Raw genomic sequence first — 20,962 nt, forward strand, 5'->3', positions numbered from 1 at the left:
AATACCAGCTCAGGCCAGTGCCTGGGCCAACTTGCCATGCAGGCCGCCGAAGCCGCCGTTGCTCATGATCACCACCTGGGTGCCGGGCGCGGCCTCGGCCTTGACCCCTTCGATGATCGCCTCCAGCGAATCGCAGACCCGGGTCGGCACCGTGCTCGCAGCCACGGTCGCCGCCAGGTCCCAGCCGAGGTTGGCCGGCGCGTACCAGTACACCGAATCGGCCTGGATCACCGAGGCCGGCAGGCCGTCGCGGTGGGCGCCGAGCTTCATCGAGTTGGAGCGCGGCTCGATCACCGCAATCAGCCGGGCGTCGCCGATGCGCTTGCGCAGGCCGTCGAGGGTGGTGGCGATGGCCGTCGGGTGATGGGCGAAGTCGTCGTAGACCGTCACGCCCCTGACCTCGGCGACCTTCTCCATGCGTCGCTTGGCGTTGACGAACAGGCACAGGGCCGCGCAACCCAGCGCCGGCACCACGCCGACATGGCGCGCCGCCGCCAGCACCGCCAGGGCATTGGCGACGTTGTGCCGGCCGGTCAGCGGCCAGTCGACCGTCCCGACCGCCTGGCCGTCGAACCGCACTTCGAAGCGCGAACCGTCTTCGCTGAGCAGGCGCGCCTGCCATTGACCGCCCTCGCCCGTGGTTTCGACCCTGGTCCAGCAGCCCATGCCGATCACCCGCTGCAGCGCTTCGTCGTCCCGGGGATGGATGATCAGGCCGTCGCCGGGGATGGTCCGCACCAGATGGTGGAACTGCCGCTCGATGGCCGCCAGGTCCGGGAAGATGTCCGCGTGGTCGAACTCCAGGTTATTCAGGATGGCGGTGCGCGGGCGGTAGTGGACGAATTTGCTGCGCTTGTCGAAGAAGGCGCTGTCGTACTCGTCCGCCTCGACCACGAAGAACGGCGTGCCGCCGAGGCGCGCGGACACCCCGAAGTTCTGCGGCACCCCGCCGATCAAAAAGCCCGGACTCATGCCGGCGTGCTCCAGCACCCAGGCGAGCATGCTGCTGCAGGTGGTCTTGCCATGGGTACCGGCCGCCGCCAGCACCCAGCGGTCCCGCAGCACATGGTCGGCCAACCATTGCGGCCCGCTGACATAGGGCAGGCCCTGGTTGAGGACCTGCTCCACCGCCGGGTTGCCGCGCGACAGGGCGTTGCCGATCACCACCAGATCCGGTGCCGGGTCGAGTTGTGCCGGGTCGTAGCCCTGGGTCAACTCGATGCCCTGGGCCTGGAGCTGGGTGCTCATGGGCGGGTAGACATTGGCGTCGGAACCTGTGACCCGATGGCCCAGCTCCTTGGCCAGGACGGCCAGCGACCCCATGAAGGTGCCGCAGATGCCGAGAATATGGATATGCATGAATAACCCCTGAAGCAGGCCCGAGCGGGCCCGGTGGAAACTCGCCGCAGGTTAGCACAGCGGCCCGTTGCCCGGCCCCCAGCCACCGCGCCGGCAAGACCGCCGCCGCGCGATAAAAGTCGCAAAACCCGCCACCCGGCGTGCTTATGAGCAGACCTTCGGGTAATCGATCAAACGCTCGCTTGGATTGCGCTTTCAAATCCCCTTAGGCAGCATCGCCACGTCCGCCGGCATCGCACCTGCATTGCCTGTATCCGCCCACGCCCTTGAAGTCGAGGCCGCCAATGCGCATCGTCACTGCCACCCTGGAGCACCTGGACCTGCTGACCCCGCTGTTCGTCAAGTACCGCGAATTCTACGGCGAACTGCCCTATCCCGACTCCTCGCGCAAGTTCCTGGAGACCCGCCTGCGCCGCCAGGAATCGGTGATCTACCTGGCCCTGGCCGACGATGACGACCGTTTGCTCGGCTTCTGCCAGCTGTACCCGAGCTATTCCTCGCTGTCGCTCAAGCGCGTGTGGATTCTCAACGACATCTATGTCGCCGAGGACGCCCGTCGCCAGCTGGTCGCCGACCGCCTGCTGCAGACCGCCAAGAAGATGGCCAAGGACACCAACGCGGTGCGCATGCGCGTGTCCACCAGCAGCGACAACGCCGTGGCGCAGGCGCTCTACGAGTCCATCGGCTTTCGCGAAGACACCCAGTTCAAGAACTACGTGCTACCGGTCAACGGCGACTGAGCCACCCAGGCGCTAGCCCGACGCAGGCGTGGCCGCTACCGGCTTGCCGCCCTGCCGGGCGCCGCTTAAGGTAGGCCATTAGCCAACCCGAGCCGACTCTCCATGTGGTCCTTTCGCGCCTGGCGCCGCCGGCGCATCCTTGCCCGCCATCCGGTCGAGCCCGCCATCTGGGCTTCCGTGCTGCAGCGTCTGCCGATCCTCGACGGTCTCGACGCGGCCGAACTCCAGCGCCTGTGCGAATGTGCCGTGCTGTTCCTGCATGGCAAGCGCATCACCGCCCTGCCCGGCGTCGAACTGGACAGCCTCGATCGCCTGAGCCTGGCCGCCCAGGCCGTGCTGCCGCTGCTGCACCTGGACGAACTGGACTGGTACGGCGGCTTCCACGAGGTCGTCCTCTACCCCGACGACTTCGTCAGTCCCCAGCGCCACCGCGACGCCAGCGGCGTGGTCCACGAGTGGGACGCCGAACACAGCGGCGAGGCCTGGCAACAGGGCCCGGTGATCCTCGCCTGGCCGGGGGTGCAGAGCAGCGGCGGCTGGGACGCCTACAACCTGGTGATCCACGAATTGGCGCACAAGCTGGACATGCTCGGCGGCGACGCCAACGGCCTGCCACCGCTGCACGCCGACATGCGCGTGGCCGACTGGGCCGGCGCCATGCAGGACGCCTACGACCGCCTCAACGCCCAGCTGGACGCCGATCCCGATGCCGAGACCGCCATCGACCCCTATGCCGCAGAAGACCCGGCGGAATTCTTCGCGGTGACCAGCGAATACTTCTTCAGCGCCCCGGACCTGCTCGGCGAATCCTTCCCCGCCGTCTACGCCCAGCTCGCGCGCTTCTACCGCCAGGACCCATTGGCGCGCCTGCGACACCTGCAAGGCACTCACCCGGACTACCGGAGCAGCGCCAAAGAGAGGCCGACCGCGACCAATGGCTAGGCATCTCGGCGTAGCAAGCGCCGGGGAATGTGCCTATAATCGCGCCACTTTTTTGGCCACCCCCGGGAGTCGCCCCATGAGCTACAGCAAGATTCCAGCAGGTAAAGACCTGCCGAACGACATCTACGTCGCCATCGAAATCCCGGCCAACCACGCGCCGATCAAATACGAAATCGACCACGACACCGATTGCCTGATGGTCGACCGCTTCATGGCCACCCCGATGTTCTACCCGGCCAACTACGGCTTCATCCCGCACACCCTGGCCGACGACGGCGACCCGCTCGACGTGCTGGTGGTCACCCCCTACCCGGTGGCGCCGGGCTCGGTGATCCGTGCCCGGCCGGTGGGCGTGCTGCACATGAGCGACGAAGCCGGCGGCGACGCCAAGCTGGTCGCCGTGCCCCACGACAAGCTGACCGTGCTGTACAAGGACGTTCAGGAATACACCGACCTGCCGGCCCTGCTGATCGAGCAGATCAAGCACTTCTTCGAGAACTACAAGGATCTGGAGAAGGGCAAGTGGGTCAAGGTCGAAGGCTGGGGCGGCGCCGAAGAGGCCCGCGGCCTGATCAACAAGGCGGTCGCGGCTTACCAAAAATAAGCCCTGCCCACCCCCTAAAAGCCGGCCACAAGCCGGCTTTTTTATGCCTGCGATTCGCGCGAGCCGAGCCCGCTTGGCCGACGGCACCGGGCTGGGTAAGCTCCACTCTTTTGCCACGGACAGCCCCATGAGCCCGAGCGATATCCTGCTGCTGATCCTCGCCGGTTTCGCCGCCGGCGGCATGAATGCCCTGGCCGGGGGCGGCACCTTCTTCTCCTTCCCGGCCCTGCTCGCCGCCGGCCTGCCGCCGGTCACCGCCAACGCCACCAATGCCGTGGCGCTGTGGCCGGCCAGCCTGGCCGCGGCCTGGGCCGCCCGCGGCAGCCTGCGCCCACTGGGCCGCTACCTGCTGCCGCTGCTGCTGGCCGGTTTGTTCGGCGGCCTGGGCGGCGGCCTGCTGTTGCTGGCCGGCGGCGACGAAATCTTCCGCCACCTGATCCCCTGGCTGTTACTGGCGGCCACCGCCCTGTTCGCCGCCAGCCCCTGGCTCAGCCGCGCCCTGGCCGCCCGCCGCCCGCCCGCCGCACAGCCGCCGCACGGCCCGCTGTCGCTCGGCGCCCATGTCGGCGTGTCGATCTACGGCGGCTACTTCGGCGCCGGCATGGGCATCCTGCAGCTGGCGGCATTCGCCATCGAGGGCCACCCCCTGGCCCGAGCCAACGCCCTGAAGAACCTGATCTCGGCGGTGATCTACAGCATCGCCACGCTGACCTTCGTGGTCGCCGGGCGGGTCAGCTGGGCAGAACTGGCGATCCTGCTGAGCGGCGCCACCCTCGGCGGCTATGCCGGCGGCGCCCTCGGCCAGCGCCTGCCGCCGGCCCTGCTGCGCAGCCTGGTGATCGCCGTGGGCGGCGGCATGACGGCCTATTACTTCTGGGCCACCTACTTCGCCGGCTGAACGGCACCCGGGGGCTTCGCGCGGCCAGACAGGACCGGCCGGTTTGCCCGCAGGCCGCCGCTCTGCTAGTGTCGCGGCGGTTATACACCCTGCCAGAGCCCCCGCCAGAGACCGTCCGCCATGGCCCGCAAGAAAGCCGCGCTCGACTTCGAGCAGTCCCTCACCGACCTGCAGAACCTGGTCGAACGCCTGGAAAGCGGCGAGCTGTCGCTGGAAGATTCGCTGACCGCCTTCGAGCAGGGCATCCGCCTGACCCGCGACTGCCAGGCCGCCCTGACCCAGGCCGAACAGAAGGTGCAGATGCTCCTGGAGCGCGATGGCGAACTGGAGCAGGCGCCCTTCGACCCGGAGCGGCCGGCATGATCGCGGACTACCAGACGCAGTGCCAACGGCGCGTCGATGCCGCACTGAACGACCTGCTCCAGCCCCCCAGCGAAGCGCTGCAACGGCTCTACCAGGCCATGCGCTACAGCGTGGTCAACGGCGGTAAACGGGTGCGCCCGCTGCTGGTCTACGCCGCCTGCGAGGCCCTCGGCGGCGAGGCCCAGCAGGCCGACGGCGCCGCCTGCGCGGTGGAGCTGATCCATGCCTACTCCCTGGTCCACGACGACCTGCCGGCGATGGACGACGACGACCTGCGCCGCGGCCAGCCCACCACCCACAAGGCCTTCGACGAAGCCAGCGCCATCCTCGCCGGCGACGGCCTGCAGAGCCTGGCCTTCGCGGTGCTCGCCGACGAGCGCTGCAACCCGCACGCCGCCGAGCTGCGCCTGGCGATGGTCGCCTGCCTGGCCCAGGCCGCAGGCCCCGCGGGCATGGTCGGCGGCCAGGCCATCGACCTCGGCTCGGTCGGCCAGCGCCTCGACCAGGCGGCCCTGGAGTCCATGCACCGGCACAAGACCGGCGCCCTGATCGAGGCCAGCGTGCACCTCGGCGCCCTGGCCAGCGGCCGCGCCGACGAGCTTGCCCTGCAGGCCCTGCAGGCCTACGCCCGAGCCATCGGCCTGGCGTTCCAGGTGCAGGACGACATCCTCGACGTGGAGAGCGACACCGCCACCCTGGGCAAGACCCAGGGCAAGGACCAGGCCAACCACAAGCCGACCTACCCGGCCCTGCTCGGCCTCGAGCAGGCCAAGGCCTACGCCCTGGAGCTGCGCGACCAGGCCCTGCACGCCCTGCGCCCGTTCGACAGCGGCGCCGAGCCGCTGCGTGAGCTGGCCCGCTATATAGTCGCACGGCGCCACTGAGGCGGGCGCCGGCCGTCCGGCGCCCGCCCATGGGGCTGGGCCGACTCCCCCGACGCCACGGACTTATGGCTTAAAGCTTGGCATCGCTTTCGGGTAAACTGCCGCATCTTTTTGCCTATAACGATTCGCCCGATGCCGACGACCTTCGATGAGATTCCCCGCGAGCGCCCGCTGACGCCCCTGCTCGACCGCGCGAACACGCCGGACGAACTGCGGCGCCTGGGCGAGGCCGAACTGGAGGCCCTGGCCGACGAGCTGCGCCAATACCTGCTCTACACGGTCGGCCAGACCGGCGGGCACTTCGGCGCCGGCCTCGGGGTGATCGAGCTGACCATCGCCCTGCACTACGTCTTCGACACCCCGGACGACCGTTTGGTGTGGGACGTCGGCCACCAGGCCTATCCGCACAAGATCCTCACCGGACGCCGCGAGCAGATGAACAGCCTGCGCCAGAAGGACGGCATCGCCGCCTTCCCGCGGCGCAGCGAGAGCGAGTACGACACCTTCGGCGTCGGCCACTCCAGCACCAGCATCAGCGCCGCCCTGGGTATGGCCATCGCCGCCCGCATGCAGGGCAGCACGCGCAAGTCGGTGGCGGTGATCGGCGACGGCGCGCTGACCGCCGGCATGGCCTTCGAGGCGTTGAACCACGCCTCCGACGTGGGGGCCAACATGCTGGTGGTGCTCAACGACAACGACATGTCGATCTCGCGCAACGTCGGCGGCCTGTCCAACTACCTGGCCAAGCTGCTCTCCAGCCGCACCTACGCGAGCATGCGCGAGGGCAGCAAGAAGGTCCTGTCGCGCCTGCCCGGGGCCTGGGAGATCGCCCGCAAGACCGAGGAACACGCCAAGGGCATGCTGGTACCCGGCACCCTGTTCGAGGAACTGGGCTGGAACTACATCGGCCCCATCGACGGCCACGACCTGCCGACCCTGCTCGCCACCCTGCGTAACATGCGCGACCTGGAAGGCCCGCAGTTCCTCCATGTGATCACCAAGAAGGGCAAGGGCTTCGCCCCCGCCGAGGTCGACCCGATCGGCTACCACGCCATCACCAAGCTGGAGCCGATAGACGCCAAGGCCGCGCCGAAGAAAGCCGGGGGGCCGAAGTACTCCAGCGTGTTCGGCCAGTGGCTGTGCGACATGGCCGCGCAGGACCGGCGTCTGGTCGGCATCACCCCGGCGATGAAGGAAGGCTCGGACCTGGTGGCCTTCAGCGAACGCTACCCCGAGCGCTACTTCGACGTGGCCATCGCCGAGCAGCACGCCGTGACCCTGGCCGCCGGCATGGCCTGCGACGGCGCCAAACCGGTGGTGGCGATCTACTCGACCTTCCTGCAGCGCGCCTACGACCAGCTGATCCACGACGTCGCGGTGCAGCACCTCGATGTGCTGTTCGCCATCGACCGCGCCGGCCTGGTCGGCGAGGACGGCCCGACCCACGCCGGCAGCTTCGACCTGTCCTACCTGCGCTGCATCCCCGGGATGCTGGTGATGACCCCCAGCGACGAGAACGAGCTGCGCCGCATGCTCACGACCGGCTACCAGCATCTGGGCCCGGCGGCGGTGCGCTACCCGCGCGGCAGAGGCCCCAACGCCCCCATCGAACCGGGCCTGGAACCCCTGGAGATCGGCAAGGGCGTGGTCCGTCGTCAGGGCAGCCGGGTCGCCCTGCTGGTATTCGGCGTGCAACTGACCGAGGCGCTGAAGGTCGGCGAGACCCTGGACGCCACGGTGGTCGACATGCGCTTCGTCAAACCCCTGGACGAGGCCCTGGTGCGCCAGCTGGCGGCCGAACACGAGCTGCTGGTGACCGTCGAGGAAAACAGCATCATGGGCGGCGCCGGCAGCGCGGTCAGCGAGTTCCTGGCCCAGGAGAACCTGCTCAAACCGGTGCTGCACCTGGGCCTGCCGGACTACTACGTCGAACACGCCAAGCCCGCGCAGATGCTCGCCGAGTGCGGCCTGGACGCCGCCGGTATCGAAACCGCCGTGCGTGCCCGCCTGGACGCGCTGGTGAACTGAGCAGCCGACCGGCTGCATTGCTTTAGCCGCCGCCGGCGCTTATGGTGCGCGGCGCTTCGTTTGTCCGAGGTCGCGGCCCCGCGCCGCGTGAAAAGGGAAGCAGGTGCGCGACCGTCCCCACGGCCGCAAGGCCTGCGCTGCCCCCGCAACGGTAACCGACGGTGCTCGCCTGCGAGCACGGGTTTTCCCGACACACCACTGGGTTCGCCCGGGAAGGTGGGACCCCCCCAGTCGGCAGCCCGGAGACCTGCCTCGACGCGATCTGACTGGTGTTGCGGAGGGCATCACCGTCAAGCACCGGCGCCCGCCTCCTCGCCCGTGCTTGTCCCTGCCCTCCTCGAAAGACTTCTAACTTTTGAGGATTGATCGATGAAACTGTCCCGCCTCGCCCTGGCCGTGACCCTGACGCCCGGCCTGACTCTGGCCGCAAATCCCGCCGAGCCCTATCAGGCGCCGCCGCTGGTGGTGACTTCAGGCCGCCAAGCCGAACCGCAGCGCCAAGCCACCGCCGCCACCTCGGTCTTCACCCGCCAGGATATCGAACGTCTGCAGGTGCGCAGCGTGCCTGAACTGCTCAGCCGCGTACCCGGTATTTCGATCGTCCAGAACGGCGGTCGCGGCAGCCTGACCAGCGTATTTATACGCGGCGCCAACTCCAACCAGACCCTGGTGCTGGTCGATGGTGTACGCCTTAACGCCGCAGCGAGCGGCCTGGCGCGCCTTGAGTTTCTCAGCCCCGAACAGATCGAGCGGGTCGAAGTGGTGCGCGGCCCGCGCTCGGCACTGTATGGCGCCGACGCCATTGGTGGTGTCATCCAGATTTTCACCCGCCGCGGTGAAGCGGGCCTACAACCACGCGTGCGCTTGGCTGCAGGCACCCAACAGAGCTTTGAGCGAAGTCTCGGACTGTCTGGTGGAGACGATCAGACCCGCTTCGACCTCGGCGCCAGCCTCGACGAATCGGCTGGCTTCGATCGTTCCAACGACGCTCGAGGCCGCGATGCCGACCACGATGGCTTGCGCCGCCAGGCTCTCAACCTGAGCCTGGATCACCGTTTCAACGATCAGTTGAAAGGTGGATTTAACCTACTCGATCAGCGCGGCGAGACTGAGTACGACGACCTGTTCAGCTTCGCACCCGGCAACCCCAGCGAGCGCTTTAGCGTCTCCAGCATCGCCGCTCACCTGGAAGCCCGGCTGCTGGACGCCTGGACCAGCCGCCTCGAACTGGGCCACACCGAGGACAAGAGCGACAACCGCGATCGCTTCAACAGCGGCAACAACTTCAGCTTCAACACTTACCGCGACTCCGCCAGCTGGCTGAACACCCTGCGCCTGAGTGACAGCCAGAAACTGCTACTGGGCGCGGACTGGTATGAAGACCGCCTCAACAGCAGCAGCGACTTCAGCGAAACCGCGCGCTGGAACCAGGCCGCCTTCATCCAGCACCGCTATCAGGGCGACGGCTTCGCTACCGAGCTGGGTCTACGCCATGACGACAATGAGCAGTTCGGCAGCGAGAATACCGCCAACGCCGCCTTGACCCTCAACCTCAGCCAACAACTGGACCTGATCCTCAGCTATGGCGAAGGCTTCCACGCCCCGACCTTCAACGACCTGTACCTCGATATCCCGCCGTTCTTCGGTGGCAACCCGGATCTCGACCCAGAACACTCGAAGACCTACGAAGTGCAGCTGCGCGGCGAGCACCTGGACACCGTCTGGAGCCTGGCGGCTTACCGCACCGAGGTAACGGACCTGATCACCGTGGTCAGCGACCCCGTGACCTTCTTCAGCCAGCCGCAGAACGTCAATAAAGCCCGCCTGCAAGGTCTGGAGTTGAGCCTGGAGCGTAACCTGCTGGGCTGGCAGGCAGTGCTGAGCGCCGGCTGGGTCGACCCACGCGACCGCGACACGGGTCACACCCTACCAAGACGCGCCAAGCGCAGCCTCAGCCTGGACCTCGATCGCCAGTTCGGCGATTTCGGCGCGGGCCTGAGCTGGCAAGCCGCTTCCAGCCGGTACGACAACGCAGCCAATACAGTCGAAGTGGCCGGCTATGGCCTACTTGGGCTGCGTGGCAGCTGGAAGATGAGTAACGAGCTGAACTGGCAAGTGAAGGTCGAGAACCTGCTGGACAAGGATTACAGTCAGGCTACCTACACCAGACCGGATAACAGCACGCTCTTCAGCCCCGTGACCCGTTACGGCTTCCGCGAGGAAGGCCGCAGCGCCCAGCTCTCGCTGACTTGGACGCCATCCCTATAAATGCCGAGCCCCGCAATCGCGGGGCGTTTTCATTGTGCCTTGGCCAGCTGCTCGCAGAGTTTCTCGGTGGCCGCCAGCATCTGAAAACTGGGGCGCTCCAGGCCCTTGTCCGGCACCGGATAGAGCTGGTTGCGGCGCACCGCGGCCAGATCCGGCCAGCTGCGCCAGATATCCAGCTGGGCGCCTGAGCCGGCGAGTATCACCTCGGGGTCGCGCTGCAGCACCGCCTCGACGCTGACCTGCGGCGCCGGCAGGGCGAGGTCGGCGAAGACGTTTTCGGCACCGCACAGGCGCAGGGCATCGCTGATGATCTGCCGCCCGCCTATGGTGTACAGCGGCTTGTCCCAGATCTGGTAGAACACCCGCAGCGGCCGCTCGCGGCGGTAACGGGCGCGCAGCTCGGCGAGCCGCTCGCCGAAGCGCTGGCGCAGTCGATGCCCCTGCTCGGGGCGACCGAGGCGCGCGCCGATCTCGGCGAACTGCTCGGCCAGATTGTCCAGGTCGCGAGGCTCGGCGATCAGCAGGGGAATGCCGAAGTCCTGCAGTTGCTGGCGCTGGGCCGGACTGATGCTGTCGGGCCAGAGCAGCACCAGGTCGGGCTGCAGACCGATCAGGCTCTCCATCTCCAACTGGCCATAGCGCCCCACCGAGGGTAGGTGACGCAGCGAGGCCGGCCGTTCGCCACCGTCCAGCACCCCTACCAGCAGGTCGACGGCATCCAGCTCCACGACGATTTCGCTGAGCGAAGGCGCCAGACTGACCACCCGCTCGACCGCCAGTGCCGGCCAGGCCAGCAACCCGAGCAGAAACAGCGCCAGGCGAAGCATCAGCCGAGTTGGCGGGGAATGCGGTAGAGGTAGAGCAGTACCAGGCTGGACAGGCCGAGCAGCAGCAGCGGTATCCCCTCCAGGCCGGCGAAGATGGCAACGGCGGCAATCCAGGCCGGCAGTGCGGCCACCCACATGGCGCGGCCCCGGCACAGGCCCAAGGCCTGCCAGGCATCCGCCTCCTGGGGGCTATCGAGGGCTTTCTCGGTCGCCACCAGGGCCCGCTTGTAGGCCCCGAACAACGGCAGGCTGGCGAACATCGCCAGCAGCCCGGCGATGAACAGCGGCATGGCCAGCACGCCCGGCTGACGACCGGCGCCGAACAGCAGGTTGAGGACGAACAGCGGCGCCAGGGCCAGCGCCACCCGCCCCCACCAGGCCAGCGCCAGGCGGCGGCGCATCTCGCCACGGCTCACAGGGAGTCCTCGACCTCGCCCTGATGCAGGTTGCCGAGCAGGTGGCCGAGCTTGCCGGCCTTGGTCGCCAGGTACTTCTTGTTGTGCGGGTTGTGGTCGATCTGCAGCGGTACGCGGGTGGCCACGGCCACGCCCATATCGCCCAGGGCATTGACCTTGCGCGGGTTGTTGGTCATCAGCTTGAGCGCGCGAATGCCCAGGTGCTCGAGCATCGGCCGGCAGATCGCGTAGTCGCGCTGATCGGCGCCGAAGCCCAGGCGCTCGTTGGCTTCGACCGTGTCGGCGCCGCCGTCCTGCAACTCGTAGGCGCGGATCTTGTTCAGCAGGCCGATGCCACGGCCCTCCTGACGCAGGTAGAGCAGCACGCCGCGGCCCTCGGTGGCGATCGCGCGCAGCGCCGCCTCGAGCTGGAAACCGCAGTCGCAGCGCAGGCTGAACAGCGCGTCGCCGGTCAGGCACTCGGAATGCAGGCGCCCCAGCACCGGCTCGCCGTCGGCGACATCGCCGAAGGTCAGCGCGACGTGCTCCTTGCCGGTGGCCTCCTCGAGAAAGCCATGCATGGTGAACACGCCGAACGGCGTAGGCAGTTGGGAGGCGGCGACGAACACGACAGGCACCGGATGCTCCTAAGCAGATAAGGGCGGGAAAGTGGCAAGAGCGGCATTGTAACAGCAGCCCCTGCCGGCGGGTCAGCCTGAATTACCGATGATAAGGATCGGCCCGGCTCAGTGCTTGGACTCCAGCACCAACACATCCTGCTCGACCTTCCAGCCGACCCGGCTGAGAAAGCTCATGCCGAGCAGCGCCTCGGTCGGCGAGTCGCCCTCCAGCACCACGGCCTCGACCCCCAGCACCTCCAGGCTACCGAGCTTGACGCTCTTGAGGTTGACCTTCCAGCCTCGCGCCGTGCCGCTGGCCGTGCTGACCTGCAGGGGCCGGCCCTCCACCCGGTAGTCGATGCCCAGGCGGCGGGCCTGGCCGCCGTTGAGGGCGATCGAGGTGGCGCCGGTATCGACCAGAAACTGCACCGGGTGGCCGTTCACCGAACCGGCGGCCCAGTAGTGCCCGCCTATGCCCTTGGCGATGCTCAGTTGACGCTTGCTCGCTTCGGCGAAGCCGTCGCTGTACTCGCGGCTCAGACCATAGCTGCGCTCGACGCCACCGACCCGCAACACCGCGCCACGGCTGTCGGCGCTGACCACCTGCACGCCGCCCGGCCCGGTCTGGCCGACCTTCACCAGCTTGCGCTGACCGTCGACATTGAGCACCGCCGCCCCGGGGAACAGGCCGACCACCCGCACCTGCGGCTCGGCCCAGAGGCATCCGGCGGCAGCCAGCAGCACGCCGGCCGCAAGCCATTTCAATCCCTGTTTCACGCTCGTTGCTCTCCTTAGTCGAAGGGATAGGGTTGTTGCCAGTGCTTGAACACCGGCCGCAGGCTGCCACGCCTGACCAGCTCGTCCATGCGCCTGTCGAACAGCGCAGCCAGGGCGCGCCCCCGGGACGTATCGGCGAAGCCCAGGTACAGCGGCAGACGGGTCAATGGCGTCAGGCGAAAGCGCGCCGGCTCGGCGGCGCGACCGAGCAGGACCTCGAGCTCGTCGTGGGCGTCGAGGAAAAAGTCGGCCCGTCGATACTGCAGCATCTGCAGGATATCGCTATCACGCTGAACTTCCCGGTAGCGCGTCAAGTTTGGCAGATAGCGTTGAAAGGCATAGCCACGCATCCACACCAGCTGCGTCGCGCCGATGCTGGCCAGGGTCGGCGCCGGGCGCTCGGCCAGGCCCAGCGCGCTGATCCGGTCGGCATCGTAGTGCCAGCGCGGGTAGACCACCCCCTGATCGATCTCGTCCTTGTAAGAGCCGACCCAGGCATCGGCCTGACCGCGCTGCACCAGGCCGATGGAGCGGGTGTAGGGCACGCTCTGGATCACCAGTTCGACGCCGGCCGGCTCGAACACCTGGCGCAGGATATCCCAGGCCAGACCGGTGCCGTCCGCCTCGGTGTCATCCTCCCAGACCTCGCTGGCCAGGCGCACCTGCGTCGGCACGACCGGCTCGGCCCGAGCGCCGGTCCAGGCCAACAGCCCTATCAGTATCGTCAGCCAGAAGCCGTGCATCTCCGCCCTCCGGTCTCGCTAGAAGCCCAGTCCCGCCGCCAGACCGTTGGCCCAGCCCCAGACCACCAGCTGCATGGCCAGCCAGGCGAAGACCCCGGCCAGCACATCGTCGAGCATGATGCCGACACCGCCGTGCACATGCCGGTCGACCCAACGGATCGGCCAGGGCTTGAGGATGTCGAACAGGCGGAACATGACGAAGCCTAGCAGCAGCCAGAGCCAGCCCTCGGGCACCAGCCACAGGGTGATCCACATGCCGACCATCTCGTCCCAGACGATGCCCTCGTGGTCATGTACGCGCAGATCCTCGGCGACCTTGCCGCACAGCCAGAAGCCGAACAGCATGGTCAGGCCGAGCATCAGCCAGTAGCCCCAGTCCGGCAGCATCTGCCACAGCGGAATGAACGGCAGGGCCACCAGCGAACCCCAGGTGCCCGGCGCCTTCGGCAGGGTGCCGGAGCCGAAACCGAAGGCCAGGAAGTGCCAGGGGTTGCGCCAGACCGAGGGCGGCACTCGCGAAGTCTCAGACACCGGCGGCTCCGAAATGCTGATAGCCCTGCGCCGGCGCAGCGATGCTGCGCCCCTGCTCGTCCAGCAACCGCACGCCCTGGCCGGCCTCGACCCGGCCGACCACCTGCACCGGCCAGCCCGCGGCCTGCAGACCGGCCAGCTGCGGCGGCGGCAGGGTGAAGGCCAGCAGGTAGTCGTCGCCGCCGCCGAGCGCGCAGCGGCGGGCGCCCTGCTCCCCGAGCAACTCCAGCAGGGCTGCCGAGATCGGCAGGCGCGCCTGCTCGACCGACAGCGCCACCCCGGAGGCCGCGGCGATGTGCCCGCAGTCGGCCAGCAGGCCGTCGGAGATGTCCAACGCGGCCGTGGCCTTGCCCAGCAACGCCTGGCCCAAGGCCAGTTGCGGCTGCGGTGACCAGTAGCGCGCCAGCAGCGGTTCGGCGACCTCCGCCACGGCCTGCCGCCGCCCCAGCACCAGCTCCAGGGCGCCGGCACCTTCGCCCAGGCAACCGCCGACGCAGAGCAGGTCGCCGACCCGTGCGCCGGCACGGGTCAGCGCCTGGCCGGCCGGCACCCGGCCGAATACGCTCAGGGTCAGACTCAGCGGCCCGCGGGTGGTATCGCCGCCGATCAGGCGTGCGCCGCACTGCTGCGCCATGCGGTCCAGGCCGCGGGCGAAGGCCTCGAGCCAAGCCGGCTCGGCACGGGGCAGGGTCAGGGCCAGGGTGAAGCCGATGGGCGTCGCGCCCATGGCGGCCAGGTCGCTGAGCGACACGCCGAGGGCGCGCTGCCCGAGCAGGCAGGGATCGGCCGAGGCGGGGAAGTGCACGGCCTCGACCAGGGTATCGGTGGACACGGCCAGCTGCTCGCCGACCGGCAGCTCCAGCAGGGCGCAGTCGTCGCCGATGCCCAGGGCCACGCCTTCGCCGCCCCGCGCACAGGACGCGGCGGCGAAGTAGTGACGGATCAGCTCGAACTCACCCAAGGCAGGCGCGCCGGGATCAGCGCTTGTGGGCGCGAACTTCGTCGGCGCGCAGGCGCGGCGCCAGCTTGTCCAGCACGCCATTGACGAACTTGTGTCCATCGGTGGCGCCGAACACCTTGGCCAGCTCGATGCCTTCGTTGATCACCACGCGATAGGGGATATCGATGCGGTTCTTCAGCTCGTAGGTGGACAGGCGCAGGATCGCCAGCTCGACCGGGTCGATCTCCTCCAGCGGACGATCCAGCAGCGGGGTGAAGGCCCCGTCGATCTCGGTCTTCTGCCGCGCCACGCCATGCAGGATCTCGTGGAAGTAGGCGCCGTCGACGGCACCGAAGTCGTTGTCCACGCGGAACTGCGCTTCGATCTCGTTCAGCGCCTGGCCGGCGATGTGCCAGGAGTACAACGCCTGCATGGCCAGGGTGCGCGCCTCGCGGCGCGCCAGGGTCTTGGCGCTGGGGCCCTTCTTCGCCGGCTTCTGGCCCTGGCTGTCGTGCTGGCTCACTTGGCCTCCAACTGCGCCAGCAGGCTGACCATTTCCAGGGCAGACAGGGCGGCTTCCGCACCCTTGTTGCCGGCCTTGGTGCCGGAGCGCTCGATGGCCTGCTCGATGGAATCCACGGTCAGCACGCCGAAGGCCACCGGCACGCCGAACTCCATGGACACCTGGGCCAGGCCCTTGGTGCACTCGCCGGCGACGTATTCGAAGTGCGGGGTACCGCCGCGGATCACCGCGCCAAGGGCGATGATGGCGTCGAACTCGCTGCGCTGAGCGACCTTCTGCGCCACCAGGGGAATCTCGAAGGCACCCGGGGCGCGGATGATGGTGATGTCGCTTTCGCTCACACCGTGGCGCACCAGGGCATCGACGGCACCGCTTACCAGGCTTTCGACGACGAAGCTGTTAAAGCGGCCGACCACCAGGGCGAAACGGCCCTTGGGGGCGATGAAAGTACCTTCGATGGTCTTCAGGGTCATAGCGGATCTCGTCTGGGAAAGAGCCGGGGCGCGAGCCTGCGCCCCATGGGGTTATTCAGAGGGCAGGTATTCTACAACTTCCAGGTCGAAACCGGATATTGCGTTGAACTTCATCGGCGAGCTCATCAGGCGCATCTGGCGCACGCCCAGATCGCGGAGGATCTGCGAGCCGGCGCCGACGGTGCTGTAGGTGGTCGGGTTGGCCGCCTTGTGCTCGTGGCCGAGCTGGCGCTCCAGATGGGCCAACAGATCCGGGCCGGTCAGCGGGTTGCCCAACAGCAGCACCACGCCGCTGCCGGCCTTGGCCACCTCGGCCATGGCCGCGCGCAGACTCCAGCGCCCCTCCTGCTTGACCATGAACAGGTCGCGCAGCGGGTCCATGTTGTGCACCCGCACCAGGGTCGGCTCCTCGGGACTGATGCTGCCCAGGGTCAGGGCCATGTGCACGTCGCCTTCCACCGCGTCGCGGTAGGTCACCAGGTTGAAGTGCCCCAGCTCGGTGTCCAGTTCCTGCTCGTTGATGCGCTCGACGGTGCGCTCGTGGATCAGCCGGTAGTGGATCAGGTCGGCGATGGTGCCGATCTTGATGCCGTGCTCGGCGGCGAACTCCTCCAGCTCCGGGCGACGGGCCATGGTGCCGTCGTCGTTCATGATCTCGCAGATCACCCCGCTCGGCTCGAAGCCGCCCATGCGCGCCAGGTCGCAGGCCGCCTCGGTATGCCCGGCCCGGGCCAGCACGCCGCCCGGCTGGGCCATCAGCGGAAAGATGTGGCCGGGGCTGACGATGTCGTCGGCCTTGGCGTTCTTCGCCGCCGCGGCCTGCACGGTGCGCGCCCGGTCCGCGGCGGAGATGCCGGTGGTGACGCCTTCGGCGGCCTCGATGGAGACGGTGAACTTGGTGCCGAAGCCGGAGCCGTTGCGCGGCGCCATCAGCGGCAGCTTGAGCAGCTCGCAGCGCTCGCGGGTCATCGGCATGCAGATCAACCCGCGGGCGAAACGGGCCATGAAGTTGATGTGCTCGGCGGTGACCGCCTCGGAGGCGATGATTAGGTCGCCCTCGTTCTCGCGGTCCTCGTCATCCATGAGGATGACCATCTTGCCGGCGCGGATGTCTTCGATCAGTTCTTCGATGCTGTTGAGTGCCATGCTGGCAGTTCCTTAATTCTTCAGGTAGCCGTGTTCGGCCAGAAAGCTTTCGGTCAGGCCGGCAGCCTTGGGTTCGGCGGCCTTGTCGCCGAGCAGCAGGCGCTCCAGGTAACGCGCCAGCAGGTCCACCTCGAGGTTGACCAGTCGCCCCGGACGGTAGTCGACCATGATGGTCTCGGCCAGGGTGTGCGGCACTATGGTCAACTCGAACTCGGCGCCGCTCACGGCATTGACCGTCAGGCTGGTGCCGTCGACCGTGATCGAACCCTTGTGGGCGATGTACTTGGCCAGCTCGCGCGGCGCGCGAATCTTGAATTGCACGGCGCGGGCATTGTCCTCGCGCGATACCACCTCGCCGACGCCGTCGACATGGCCGCTGACCAGGTGCCCGCCCAGGCGGCTGCTGGGGGTCAGGGCCTTCTCCAGGTTGACCCGGCTGCCGGGCTTGAGGTCGACGAAGGCGGTGCGCGCCAGGGTCTCGCGGCTGACATCGGCCCAGAAGCCGTCGCCGGGCAGGTCCACGGCGGTCAGGCAGACGCCATTGACCGCGATGCTGTCGCCCAGCTTGACGTCGCCCAGGTCGAGCTTGCCGGTCTCGACGTAGACGCGCACGTCACCGCCCTTGGGGCTCAGCGCCCGAATGCTGCCGATGGCTTCGATTATGCCGGTGAACATAGCGCCTCCGCGGACTCGGAAACGACACGAGGCGGATGGAACCCGCCGCGCGCCGGAGTCGAGTGATAAGTCTGTGACATCTGGACGAACTCCTGTTTATCAAAAACAGGGCGTGACTGATCGAAAGGGATCTGGCAGGCGCCGGCTACGGCGCCCTTGCAGACAATCCCGCTCTCTCTTTATCCGGACTGTGACCGTCGGCCCCGGAATCGCACCGGGTCTGCTGACCTTGCCGGCGCCCTGCGACAGGACCCTCGGCAAGCGCTCGCGGGCTAGGCGCCTTGCGCGCCATTACCGCCGGTGGGGAATCGCACCCCGCCCTGAGAACGTTGCGGCCACTCAAATGGCCGAGACGCGTTGTACCACAATTGCCCCCGCCCTGCATGGTCCGAGGCCCGCACCCGGCCGCTCAGTCCCGGCCCTTGGGCACGGCGACGATCCGCCAGTCATCGCCCACGGCGCGCAGGTCGACGATCTTCAGCTCCAGGGCCTCGGCCATGCGCGCCAGGGGCAGGTCGAGCAGCGGGCGGGCGCTGGAGCCGAGCAGCTTGGGCGCGACGAACAACTGGTATTCGTCGACCAGTCCCTGGCGGGCGAAGGCGCCGGCCAGCCGTGGTCCGGCCTCGACCAGCACCTCGTTGGCGCCGCGGGCGGCCAGCTCGGCCAACAACTTGCCCAGGTGTACATGACCGTTGCTGCCGGGCACGGCCAGCAGCTCGTGCCCCTCCTCGAGGAAGCGCTCGCGCGCCGCGGCCGCGGCACAGGTGGCCACCAGTGCCGGCCCGGCCTGGAAGAAGGGCACGTCCAGCGGCACCCGCAGGCGCCCGTCGACCAGCACCCGCAGCGGTGGACGGGCCGCGGCCAGGGCGGTCAGTTCGGCGCCCAGGCCCAGCTCGTCCGGGCGCACGGTCAACAGCGCGCCGTCGGCCAGCACCGTGTCGGCGCCGCTCAATACCACGCTGGAGCGGGCGCGCAGGCGCTGCACCGCCGCCCGCGCCGCCGGGCCGGTGATCCATTGACTCTCACCACTGGCCATGGCGGTGCGACCGTCCAGGCTCATCGCCAGTTTGACTCGCACCAGCGGCAGGCCCTGCTCCATGCGCTTGACGAAGCCCGCGTTGAGGCTGCGCGCCTCGGCCTCGAGCACGCCACAGTGCACCTCGATGCCGGCCTGCTGCAGGCGCGCCAGGCCGTTGCCGGCCACCTGCGGGTTGGGGTCGCGCATGGCCGCGACCACCCGTTTGAGGCCGGCGGCGATCAGCGCATCGGCGCAGGGCGGGGTGCGGCCATGATGGCTGCAGGGCTCCAGGGTGACATAGGCGGTGGCGCCCCGGGCCCGGTCGCCGGCCTGGCGCAGCGCATGCACCTCGGCATGGGGCTCCCCGGCCCGGGCATGCCAGCCCTCACCGATGATGCGTCCACCTGCGACTATCACGCAGCCGACGCGCGGATTGGGATGGGTGGAGTACAGGCCCTTGCGGGCCAGCTCGAGGGCGCGGGCCATGAAGCCCTGATCGGTGTTGTGCATCAGTCTTTCGACGGTTCGCGGGACAACCGGTCGATCTCCTCGCGGAATTCGTTGAGGTCCTGGAAGCGCCGGTACACCGAGGCGAAACGGATATAGGCGACCTCGTCGAGCTTCTGCAACTCGCCCATCACCAGTTCGCCGAGCACCAGCGACTTGATCTCGCGCTCGCCGGTGGCGCGCAGCTTGTGCTTGATATGGGCGATGGCCGCCTCCAGGCGCTCGATGCTCACCGGCCGCTTCTCCAAGGCGCGCTGCATGCCGGCACGCAGCTTCTCCTCGTCGAAGGGCTGACGGCTGCCGTCCTGCTTGATCAGCCGCGGCATCACCAGCTCGGCGGTTTCGAAGGTAGTGAAGCGCTCCTCGCAGGCCAGGCACTCGCGCCGGCGGCGCACCTGCTCGCCCTCTGCGACCAGGCGCGAATCGATGACCTTGGTGTCGTTGGCACCGCAGAACGGACAGTGCATAGAGGGCAGTCGCCTTGAACGGGAAGGCGCCATGGTAGCGCATCCCGCCGGCAAGACAAGCCGCGGACTTTAGGGTATACAGGCGCGCCTGCAACTAAGCTTCATGGCACCCGTGCCGATGGACCTCTCCATGTCGCCGAGACCGCTTGCCGCCCTTGCCCTGGCCGTATTGCTCGCTGCCTGTGCGAGCGCCCCCGACACCGCCGCGCCGCCAGCGGCCAGCCCCAAGCCTGCCGCGCCCCCGCCGCCGGTGCCCGAGCACCTGCGCGAGCTTAGCGGCCAGCTGCTCGGCGTGCCCAGCGGCGCCGAGGTCGAGCTGGCCCTGCTGACCCTGGACCCGCGCGGCCTGCCCCAGGGACTGCTGGGCAACATCCAGCTCAGCGGCAACGGCGGCGCCCTGCCCTTCCGCCTGGTGTTCAACCCGCAATCCTTCCCCCAATCCCTGCGCGTCGAGCTGCGCGGCCGCGCCCACCAGTCCGGCCGCCTGATCCTGCGCCTGCCGCCGCTGCCCATCCGCCATGCCGGCAGCCAGGCCGTCGGCACCCTGCGCCTGGTGCCCGCGCCATGAGCCCGCCGCACGACTTGCAGGCGGCGCTGGGCGAACGGCTCGGCGACGCCCGCCTGGCCGCCACGCCGCTGCCCGGCACGGCGCTGCGCCTATGGCTGATCGAGGCGAGCAACATGGACCGCGCCTTCAGCCCCGAGGAGACCCGGCGCATCCTCGAGGAGCCGCCCTACTGGTGCTTCTGCTGGGCCAGCGGCCTGGTGCTGGCCCGCTGGCTGGCCGAGCAGCCGGACTGGGTGCGCGGCAAGCGCGTGCTGGATTTCGGCGCCGGCTCCGGGGTGGCGGCGATCGCCGCGGCCAGAGCCGGCGCCCGCGAGGTGGTGGCCTGCGACCTGGACCCACTGGCGCTCGCCGCCTGCCGGGCCAACGCCGAATTGAACGGCGTCGAGCTGAGCTACTCGGCCGACTTCTTCGCCGAGGCCGACCGCTTCGACCTGATTCTGGTCGCCGACGTGCTCTACGACCGCGCCAACCTGCCGCTGCTCGACCAGTTCCTCGGCCGCGGCCGCCAGGCCCTGGTCGCCGACTCGCGGGTGCGCGACTTCCAGCACCCCCTGTACCGCCGCCTCGCCATGCTGGAGGCCTGTACCTGGCCGGATCTGGCCGAGCCGGCGGAGTTTGGCCAGGTCAGCCTGTATCACGCGCGACGCGATTGAGGCGCCGCGCCCT

The 20,962-nt window shown here is 68.6% G+C and carries 24 protein-coding genes and 2 riboswitches; of the genes, 10 read left to right on the forward strand and 14 right to left on the reverse strand.

Going from position 1 to position 20,962, the window contains the following annotated elements:
* Positions 1-9 precede the first annotated feature (9 nt).
* Complete coding sequence (gene mpl, locus SBP02_RS17600) at positions 10-1,359, reverse strand: UDP-N-acetylmuramate:L-alanyl-gamma-D-glutamyl-meso-diaminopimelate ligase (RefSeq protein ID WP_318643657.1); 1,350 nt, start codon at positions 1,357-1,359, stop codon at positions 10-12.
* 284 nt (positions 1,360-1,643) lie between these two features.
* Here mpl and SBP02_RS17605 point away from each other — a divergent pair, with 284 nt between their 5' ends.
* The 8 genes from SBP02_RS17605 to SBP02_RS17640 all read left to right on the forward strand — a co-directional run bounded on the left by SBP02_RS17605 (position 1,644) and on the right by SBP02_RS17640 (position 10,086).
* Positions 1,644-2,099 (forward strand): GNAT family N-acetyltransferase, encoded by a 456-nt coding sequence (locus SBP02_RS17605; RefSeq protein ID WP_318643658.1) that lies wholly within the window; start codon positions 1,644-1,646, stop codon positions 2,097-2,099.
* 102 nt (positions 2,100-2,201) lie between these two features.
* Positions 2,202-3,041 carry a M90 family metallopeptidase gene (locus SBP02_RS17610; RefSeq protein ID WP_318643659.1) on the forward strand — a complete coding sequence of 280 codons (840 nt, stop codon included), beginning with the start codon at positions 2,202-2,204 and terminating at the stop codon, positions 3,039-3,041.
* A gap of 76 nt (positions 3,042-3,117) precedes the next feature.
* A complete protein-coding gene (gene ppa / locus SBP02_RS17615) occupies positions 3,118-3,645 on the forward strand; it encodes an inorganic diphosphatase (protein WP_013717208.1) in 528 nt (175 codons plus the stop codon).
* Between the two features lie 127 nt (positions 3,646-3,772).
* Complete coding sequence (locus tag SBP02_RS17620; RefSeq protein ID WP_318643660.1) at positions 3,773-4,543, forward strand: sulfite exporter TauE/SafE family protein; 771 nt, start codon at positions 3,773-3,775, stop codon at positions 4,541-4,543.
* Between the two features lie 120 nt (positions 4,544-4,663).
* Entirely contained in the window at positions 4,664-4,906 is a 243-nt protein-coding gene (locus SBP02_RS17625; RefSeq protein ID WP_318643661.1) for an exodeoxyribonuclease VII small subunit, read from the forward strand.
* Entirely contained in the window at positions 4,903-5,790 is an 888-nt protein-coding gene (gene ispA / locus SBP02_RS17630; protein ID WP_318643662.1) for a (2E,6E)-farnesyl diphosphate synthase, read from the forward strand. The genes SBP02_RS17625 and ispA overlap by 4 nt, the downstream gene beginning before the upstream one ends.
* A 132-nt stretch (positions 5,791-5,922) precedes the next feature.
* Complete coding sequence (gene dxs, locus SBP02_RS17635; protein WP_318643663.1) at positions 5,923-7,818, forward strand: 1-deoxy-D-xylulose-5-phosphate synthase; 1,896 nt, start codon at positions 5,923-5,925, stop codon at positions 7,816-7,818.
* A gap of 50 nt (positions 7,819-7,868) precedes the next feature.
* Positions 7,869-8,087, forward strand: a riboswitch (cobalamin riboswitch).
* A gap of 100 nt (positions 8,088-8,187) precedes the next feature.
* Positions 8,188-10,086: a TonB-dependent receptor domain-containing protein gene (locus tag SBP02_RS17640; protein ID WP_318643664.1), complete on the forward strand. Its 1,899-nt coding sequence runs from the start codon at positions 8,188-8,190 to the stop codon at positions 10,084-10,086.
* Between the two features lie 29 nt (positions 10,087-10,115).
* On the opposite strand, the gene SBP02_RS17645 is transcribed toward SBP02_RS17640, so the two are convergent.
* From SBP02_RS17645 to nrdR, 13 genes are all read right to left on the reverse strand, one after another.
* Positions 10,116-10,913, reverse strand: a complete 798-nt coding sequence (locus SBP02_RS17645) for a cobalamin-binding protein (protein ID WP_318643665.1) — start codon at positions 10,911-10,913, stop codon at positions 10,116-10,118.
* The gene (locus SBP02_RS17650) at positions 10,913-11,329 is read right to left on the reverse strand and encodes an MFS transporter (RefSeq protein WP_318643666.1); all 417 of its coding nucleotides are present in this window, start codon (positions 11,327-11,329) and stop codon (positions 10,913-10,915) included. Before SBP02_RS17650 ends, SBP02_RS17645 begins: the two co-directional genes overlap by 1 nt.
* A complete protein-coding gene (gene ribA / locus SBP02_RS17655; RefSeq protein WP_318643667.1) occupies positions 11,326-11,946 on the reverse strand; it encodes a GTP cyclohydrolase II in 621 nt (206 codons plus the stop codon). The genes SBP02_RS17650 and ribA overlap by 4 nt, the downstream gene beginning before the upstream one ends.
* 108 nt (positions 11,947-12,054) lie before the next feature.
* Positions 12,055-12,693 (reverse strand): retropepsin-like aspartic protease family protein, encoded by a 639-nt coding sequence (locus SBP02_RS17660; RefSeq protein WP_369960425.1) that lies wholly within the window; start codon positions 12,691-12,693, stop codon positions 12,055-12,057.
* A gap of 26 nt (positions 12,694-12,719) precedes the next feature.
* Entirely contained in the window at positions 12,720-13,448 is a 729-nt protein-coding gene (locus SBP02_RS17665) for a substrate-binding periplasmic protein (protein WP_318643668.1), read from the reverse strand.
* A gap of 18 nt (positions 13,449-13,466) precedes the next feature.
* Positions 13,467-13,979, reverse strand: a complete 513-nt coding sequence (locus SBP02_RS17670) for a phosphatidylglycerophosphatase A family protein (RefSeq protein ID WP_318643669.1) — start codon at positions 13,977-13,979, stop codon at positions 13,467-13,469.
* Positions 13,972-14,940 carry a thiamine-phosphate kinase gene (gene thiL, locus SBP02_RS17675; RefSeq protein WP_318643670.1) on the reverse strand — a complete coding sequence of 323 codons (969 nt, stop codon included), beginning with the start codon at positions 14,938-14,940 and terminating at the stop codon, positions 13,972-13,974. Before thiL ends, SBP02_RS17670 begins: the two co-directional genes overlap by 8 nt.
* Before the next feature lie 16 nt (positions 14,941-14,956).
* Positions 14,957-15,442 carry a transcription antitermination factor NusB gene (gene nusB, locus SBP02_RS17680; protein ID WP_318643671.1) on the reverse strand — a complete coding sequence of 162 codons (486 nt, stop codon included), beginning with the start codon at positions 15,440-15,442 and terminating at the stop codon, positions 14,957-14,959.
* Complete coding sequence (gene ribH / locus SBP02_RS17685) at positions 15,439-15,915, reverse strand: 6,7-dimethyl-8-ribityllumazine synthase (RefSeq protein ID WP_213641459.1); 477 nt, start codon at positions 15,913-15,915, stop codon at positions 15,439-15,441. Before ribH ends, nusB begins: the two co-directional genes overlap by 4 nt.
* Positions 15,916-15,966: 51 nt before the next feature.
* A complete protein-coding gene (gene ribBA / locus SBP02_RS17690; protein WP_318643672.1) occupies positions 15,967-17,061 on the reverse strand; it encodes a bifunctional 3,4-dihydroxy-2-butanone-4-phosphate synthase/GTP cyclohydrolase II in 1,095 nt (364 codons plus the stop codon).
* Between the two features lie 12 nt (positions 17,062-17,073).
* Positions 17,074-17,736 (reverse strand): riboflavin synthase, encoded by a 663-nt coding sequence (locus tag SBP02_RS17695; protein WP_318643673.1) that lies wholly within the window; start codon positions 17,734-17,736, stop codon positions 17,074-17,076.
* Positions 17,737-17,902: 166 nt separating this feature from the next.
* Positions 17,903-18,068, reverse strand: a riboswitch (FMN riboswitch).
* A gap of 77 nt (positions 18,069-18,145) precedes the next feature.
* On the reverse strand, positions 18,146-19,264 hold the full coding sequence (gene ribD, locus SBP02_RS17700) for a bifunctional diaminohydroxyphosphoribosylaminopyrimidine deaminase/5-amino-6-(5-phosphoribosylamino)uracil reductase RibD (RefSeq protein ID WP_318643674.1): 1,119 nt from the start codon (positions 19,262-19,264) through the stop codon (positions 18,146-18,148).
* Entirely contained in the window at positions 19,264-19,728 is a 465-nt protein-coding gene (gene nrdR / locus SBP02_RS17705; protein WP_318643675.1) for a transcriptional regulator NrdR, read from the reverse strand. Before nrdR ends, ribD begins: the two co-directional genes overlap by 1 nt.
* A 130-nt stretch (positions 19,729-19,858) precedes the next feature.
* Between nrdR and SBP02_RS17710 the strand changes: the two genes are divergently transcribed.
* Both SBP02_RS17710 and SBP02_RS17715 read left to right on the forward strand, forming a co-directional pair.
* Positions 19,859-20,296, forward strand: coding sequence for a hypothetical protein (locus SBP02_RS17710; RefSeq protein WP_318643676.1), 438 nt, complete (start codon positions 19,859-19,861; stop codon positions 20,294-20,296).
* A complete protein-coding gene (locus tag SBP02_RS17715; RefSeq protein WP_318643677.1) occupies positions 20,293-20,949 on the forward strand; it encodes a class I SAM-dependent methyltransferase in 657 nt (218 codons plus the stop codon). The genes SBP02_RS17710 and SBP02_RS17715 overlap by 4 nt, the downstream gene beginning before the upstream one ends.
* Positions 20,950-20,962: the final 13 nt, after the last annotated feature.

Source organism: Pseudomonas benzenivorans (genome assembly GCF_033547155.1).
Taxonomy (GTDB): Bacteria; Pseudomonadota; Gammaproteobacteria; order Pseudomonadales; family Pseudomonadaceae; genus Aquipseudomonas; species Aquipseudomonas benzenivorans_B.